This is a genomic window from Rubneribacter sp. (assembly GCF_965361815.1).
The window spans coordinates 1-5,670 of the sequence record NZ_CBDTNW010000155.1 but is presented as its reverse complement, the minus strand read 5'-3'; the positions used below and the strand labels follow the sequence as shown (position 1 = coordinate 5,670).

At 67.4% G+C, this 5,670-nt stretch carries 5 protein-coding genes; 3 read left to right on the top strand and 2 right to left on the bottom strand.

Going from position 1 to position 5,670, the window contains the following annotated elements; all coding sequences use genetic code 11:
- On the top strand, window positions 1–1,072 hold a 1,072-nt coding region (gene nrfD / locus ACWKY3_RS11470), incomplete at its 5' end, for an NrfD/PsrC family molybdoenzyme membrane anchor subunit (protein WP_449316539.1).
- A gap of 98 nt (window positions 1,073–1,170) precedes the next feature.
- Window positions 1,171–1,857: a TorD/DmsD family molecular chaperone gene (locus ACWKY3_RS11465; protein ID WP_449316538.1), complete on the top strand. Its 687-nt coding sequence runs from the start codon at window positions 1,171–1,173 to the stop codon at window positions 1,855–1,857.
- A gap of 108 nt (window positions 1,858–1,965) precedes the next feature.
- Here the strand turns inward: ACWKY3_RS11465 and ACWKY3_RS11460 are convergent, their stop codons facing one another.
- Both ACWKY3_RS11460 and ACWKY3_RS11455 read right to left on the bottom strand, forming a co-directional pair.
- Window positions 1,966–2,568 (bottom strand): hypothetical protein, encoded by a 603-nt coding sequence (locus tag ACWKY3_RS11460; RefSeq protein WP_449316537.1) that lies wholly within the window; start codon window positions 2,566–2,568, stop codon window positions 1,966–1,968.
- A gap of 9 nt (window positions 2,569–2,577) precedes the next feature.
- Window positions 2,578–2,793 carry a hypothetical protein gene (locus ACWKY3_RS11455; RefSeq protein WP_449316536.1) on the bottom strand — a complete coding sequence of 72 codons (216 nt, stop codon included), beginning with the start codon at window positions 2,791–2,793 and terminating at the stop codon, window positions 2,578–2,580.
- Window positions 2,794–3,060: 267 nt separating this feature from the next.
- Between ACWKY3_RS11455 and rpoB the strand changes: the two genes are divergently transcribed.
- Window positions 3,061–5,670, top strand: a 2,610-nt coding sequence (rpoB, locus tag ACWKY3_RS11450) for a DNA-directed RNA polymerase subunit beta (RefSeq protein ID WP_449316535.1), incomplete at its 3' end; no start/stop codon positions are given.

Genomic DNA, 5,670 nt, shown 5'->3' with positions numbered 1-5,670 from the left:
GTCGTGGGGCCTCTACATCACCATGTTCATGTTCTTCGTGGGGCTTTCGGCGGGCGGCCTCATCGTGGCTTCGTCGGCCAGCGTGTTTCACGTGGCGCAGTACAAGAAGGTGGCGCTGCCGGCGGTCATCCTGTCCACGGTGTGCATCTGCTGCGCGGGCATGTTCGTGCTCATCGACCTGGGCGGCATCCAACGTGTGTGGCGCATCGTCACGGGGCCGAACCCTGCCTCGCCCTTGTTCTGGGACATCTGCGTGATCTCCATCTACCTGGTCATCAACGTGGTGTATCTGGTGCTCATGAAGCGCCACGGCGTTGACAGCCCGGCCGTCTCGCGCGTGTCGCGCTTCGCGCTGCCGGTGGCCATCCTCGTGCACAGCGTGACGGCGTGGATCTTCGGCCTGGAGATGGCCAAGGAGGGTTGGTATTCGGCCATCATGGCGCCCATCTTCGTGGCGAGCGCCATGGATTCGGGCTTGGCGCTTCTGCTGATCGCGCTTGCGGGTTTGCGCAAGGCGGGCGTGCTGGCGGTCGATCAGAAGCTGTTCGCGAACTTGGCCGGCCTTCTGGCCACCTGCATTGCCGTGGACGCCTTTTTCATCGGCTGCGAGATTCTGACCATGGCGTATCCGGGTGCCGCCGGTGCCGAGACGCTCTCCATCATGGCCACGGGCGCCACCGCCCCCTTCTTCTGGTTCGAGATCTTGGCGGGGTTGCTCGTGCCGTTCTGCATCCTCGTGTTCGCGCGGAACCGCCAGCGCACGGGCCTGGTGGTGGGCGCCGGCGCGTTGGTGATCCTGGGCGTGCTGTGCAAGCGCGTGTGGCTTTTGCTCACGTCGTTCGTGGAGCTGAACGTGGCGGGCGCGCCGGGCGTTTCGCTTGGCACGCAGGCGGCGCAGCAGGGCGGATCCGGCATGTGGGTGCTCGTCGGCGCGTATGCTCCCACCTGGGTGGAGGTCGTTGTGGCCGTGGGCGTGGTGTCCTTGGGGGCGCTCGCGTTCATGGTGCTGTGCCGCGCGCTGTTGTCCGGCGGAAAGCAGGCCGTGCCCGATGCCGCAGCTGCGGCGGCGTAACGGGCGACGGAGGTCTGCCGAAGGTTGGCGGAAGGGCGGGGGAGCGGGGTGCCGGCCTCGTTTTCCCGCCCTCGCTTGGCGGAGAAAGGACGGAGGCAATGGACGAGGTGGTGTGCGAAAAGCTTGCGCAGGCGTACGCGTTTCTGGGGAACTCCCTGCTCAGGCCCGTGACACAGACGGCGGACGTGGGGCTTGACCCGGCGTTTTGGGAGGCGTTCCCCACGTTCGGCGACGAGGGGGTGGCGCACGCCGTGCGGGCATGCGCCGAATTCGCGCATGAGGCCCGGGCGCGCGAGGCCGCAGGCGGAGGGGACGCCGCGCTCGCGGCGGCCGTGGAGCACACGCGCCTGTTCGTGGGGCCGCCCTCCCCGGCGGCGCCCCCGTGGGAGACCTTCCACCGCGCCGAGAACGTGACGATGGGCTTTGGCCGGGCCACGTTCGAGATGCGCGAGACGCTGCGCTCGCTCGGTCTGGAGGTGTGCAACGAAAACAACCAGTACGAGGACCACATCGGTATCGAGCTTCTATGCCTGTCCGAGATCTGCCGCCGGCGGGGCGCGGGCACGTTGGAGGACGCTGGCGGGGAGGGCGCACCGGGCGCCTCCGCGGGTGCGGGCGCGGCGGCCCCTCCTTCCGAGGCCCGCTTCCTCGACGAGCGCGTGCTCGGCTGGCTGCCGAGCCTCCGTGCCGCCGTGGCGAAAGCCGCCCCAGGCGGTTACTGCGATCGCCTGCTCGCCGTGGCGGAGGCGCTGGCCTCCTGGCACCGCCGGGAGTTGGAGGGCTAGCCGCCCGCCCGGGCTCGCGTCCTGGAGCCGGCCTGCCGCCCCGCGCTGTCCCGCGTCGGCCCCGCCTGCACCGGCGTTGGCTCGCGCGAACGCAGCCGCACCCCCGCGCTAGAACAGCAGCACCCCGTCTAAGGTCATGGAGGTGCAGTTGCCGTCAGGCTCGCAGATCAGCTCCACGTTCGCCGTGGTCGGGTTTCCCTCGGCGTCCAGGATGGACACGGTGTTCGCGTAGGAGTAGCCGCCCTCCTCGCGCAGCGCCACGGCGGCGGTTTGGGCATCGACGCTTTGGAAGGTGAAGTAGGTGTTGTTCTCGAACAGCGACGGCAGCTCCGCCTCCAACGCGGCGACGGCCCGGGCCTGGGCGTCGCCTTCCGGATTGGCGTCCGCGCTCCCGGCGCCCTCGGCGGGCTGCTCCTCTTGCGTGGCGGCGTCGGCCTGCGGCGTTGCGGCCTCCTGGTCCAGCAGCCAGAACGCTTCGGTGGCCCCGTCGTTCCAGAACAGGCGCTGGGAGACGTACCGGTCGTCGAAGGAGAGGGTGCCTTGGGAGGTCTCGCCCGCCGCCACCGTGATCACGCCGCCGTCGAAGGTTGACGACACGGGCGGCATGCCAAACGACAGCAGGCAGTCGGTCGAAAGCTCCTGCGCGCGGCTGTGGGCTGTCACCTCGATGCCCACGTTCAGCAGCCCGTCTGCGCGCTCCGCCGACCTCACGGCCACCTCTTAATCGCGCCACACCGCCGACTCTCCCACGGCCAACGACTCCAGATCCGCTTCGTCGGTCAGCGTGTATCCGCCCGAAGGAGAGGCCGACGACGCCGACCCCGCGTCGGGGTTGGGAAGCTGCGGCTCCTCAGCAACCGGGCCGCAGCCCGCAAGCGCGCAGGCCAAAAGCGCGCAGGTGGCGGAGATTGCGATGATGGCTGCTCTCTTGCTCAAGGTGGCTCCCTTCGTCCCGCGCGCGGCGCGCGCCGATGCTTCGCGACCATTGTAGGCCACCTGCGCGTCCAAGGCGAGCGCCGCGCGGCCGAAACCGCGGCCCCAGCAGAATCCACAACCCTCATCATCCCAGATGAACATGCAAAACAACAAGGAATTTCCACAGCTCGTAAAAATTTTTCTTGACAGTGGCAAGTACCGACACTATTTTAAGAACTTGCGACTTTTTTGCAAGTTTGCGGCTGCACGTGAAGGAGGAAAAGCCTCGTGGCTCAAGGAAAAACGACTGATCAGACCAGCCTTTACCGGGATCGGCGAAGCTTCGCCAAGATTCCCGACGTCATGGACGTCCCGAACCTCATCGCCATCCAGACGGAAAGCTTCGAGTGGTTCAAGAGCGAGGGCCTGGCGCAGGCGTTCCGCGACATCAGCCCCATCGAGAACGGCACCAAGGACATGTGCGTGGAGTTCGGCCGCCATGAGTTCGGCGAGCCGAAGTACACCGTGGACGAGTGCAAGGAGAAAGACGTCTCCTACCAGGCGCCGCTGTTCGTGGAGATCCGCTTCATCAACCGCGAGACGGGCGAGATCAAGGAGCAGGACGTGTTCATGGGCGACTTCCCGCTCATGACCCCGCGCGGCACCTTCATCATCAACGGCACGGAGCGCGTCGTGGTCAGCCAGCTCGTGCGCTCGCCGGGCGTCTACTTCGCCGCCGAGCGCGACAAGGCCTCCGACAAGACCATCTACAACGCGAAGGTCATCCCCAGCCGCGGCGCGTGGCTGGAGTTCGAGACCGACAAGCGCGACATCCTGTCCGTGCGCATCGACCGCAAGCGCAAGCAGCCGGCCACGCTGCTCGTGCGCGCCCTCGGCCTGGCCGAGTCGCGCGAGGAGATCGTCGAGCTTCTGGGCAGCGACGAGATGGTGCTGCGCACGCTCGACCGCGACCCCGCCACCACCAAGGAGGAGTCGCTCATCGAGCTGTACAAGCGCTTCCGCCCCGGCGAGCCGCCCACCATCGACTCCGCCCGGACGCTGCTCGAGGGCCTGTTCTTCAACCCGCAGCGCTACGATTTGGCGAAGGTCGGCCGCTACAAGATCAACAAGAAGCTCGGCTTCGACCCCGACAACGACTCGTCCACCCTCACCGACGAGGACATCGTCAAGACCATGCAGTACATCGTGGCGTTGCATGCCGGCGAGGAGGGCGTGACCACCGACGACATCGACCACTTCGGCAACCGCCGCATCCGCACGGTGGGCGAGCTCATCCAGAACCAGTTCCGCATCGGCCTGTCGCGCATGGAGCGCGTGGTGCGCGAGCGCATGAGCATGCAGGAGCCCGACGAGATCACGCCGCAGAGCCTGGTGAACATCCGCCCCATCGTGGCGGCCATCAAGGAGTTCTTCGGCAGCAGCCAGCTGTCGCAGTTCATGGACCAGACCAACCCCGCCGCCGGCATCACGCACAAGCGCCGCCTGTCGGCGCTGGGTCCGGGCGGCCTGTCGCGCGAGCGCGCCGGCTTCGAGGTGCGCGACGTGCACACCTCCCACTACGGGCGCATGTGCCCCATCGAGACGCCTGAAGGCCCCAACATCGGCCTCATCGGCTCGCTTGCCACTTACGGGCGCATCAACCCCTACGGCTTCATTGAGACGCCGTACCGCCGCGTGGTGGACGGCAAGGTGACCGACGAGATCGACTACCTCACGGCCGACGAGGAGGAGAACTACACCATCGCCCAGGCCAACGACCTGTTCAACCTGGAGACGCGCGAGTTCGGCACCTTCGACGAGAACGGCGAGTTCCACAAGGCCTCCCGCGTGCTCTGCCGCGTGAAGAACGCCGCCGGCGAGTTCGGCGACCCCGACGAGGTGCCGGTGGAGCAGGTGAACTACATGGACGTGTCGCCGCGCCAGATGACGAGCGTGGCCACCTCGCTCATTCCGTTCCTCGAGCACGACGACGCCAACCGTGCCCTCATGGGTTCGAACATGCAGCGCCAGGCCGTGCCGCTTCTGCGCCCCTCCGCGCCGCTTGTGGGCACGGGCATCGAGCACCGCATCGCGGTGGACTCCGGCGAGATCCTCGTGGCCCAGAACCCGGGCGTGGTTGACTACGTGGACGGCCAGACCATCATCATCTTGAACGACGACGGCGAGTACGACGAGTACCTGGTGCCGAAGTTCCAGCGCTCCAACCAGTCGGGCTGCATCAACCACCGCCCCATTGTCCGCAAGGGCGATGAGGTGCAGGCCGGCGACGTGCTGGCCGACGGCCCCAGCTGCGACAAGGGCGAGCTTGCGCTCGGCCAGAACCTCATGGTCGCCTACATGCCGTGGGAGGGCTACAACTACGAGGACGCCATCATCGTGTCCGAGCGCGTGGTGGCCGAGGACCTGCTCACGTCCATCCATATCTCCGAGTACGAGATCGATGCGCGCGACACCAAGCTCGGCCCCGAGGAGATCACCCGCGAGATCCCCAACATCTCCGACGACATGATAGGCGACCTGGACGCCGACGGCATCATCCGCGTGGGCGCCGAGGTGTTCCCGGGCGATGTGCTGGTGGGCAAGGTCACGCCGAAGGGCGAGACGGAGCTTACGGCCGAGGAGCGCCTGTTGCGCGCCATCTTCGGCGAGAAGGCCCGCGAGGTGCGCGACACCTCCCTCAAGGTGCCCCACGGCTCCGGCGGCCGCGTCATCGGCATCAGCCGCTTCTCCCGCGAGGCCGGCGACGAGCTGGCTCCGGGCGTGAACGAGCTTGTGCGCATCTACGTGGCGCAGAAGCGCAAGGTGCAGCAGGGCGACAAGCTGTCCGGCCGCCACGGCAACAAGGGCGTCATCTCCCGCGTGCTGCCGGTGGAGGAC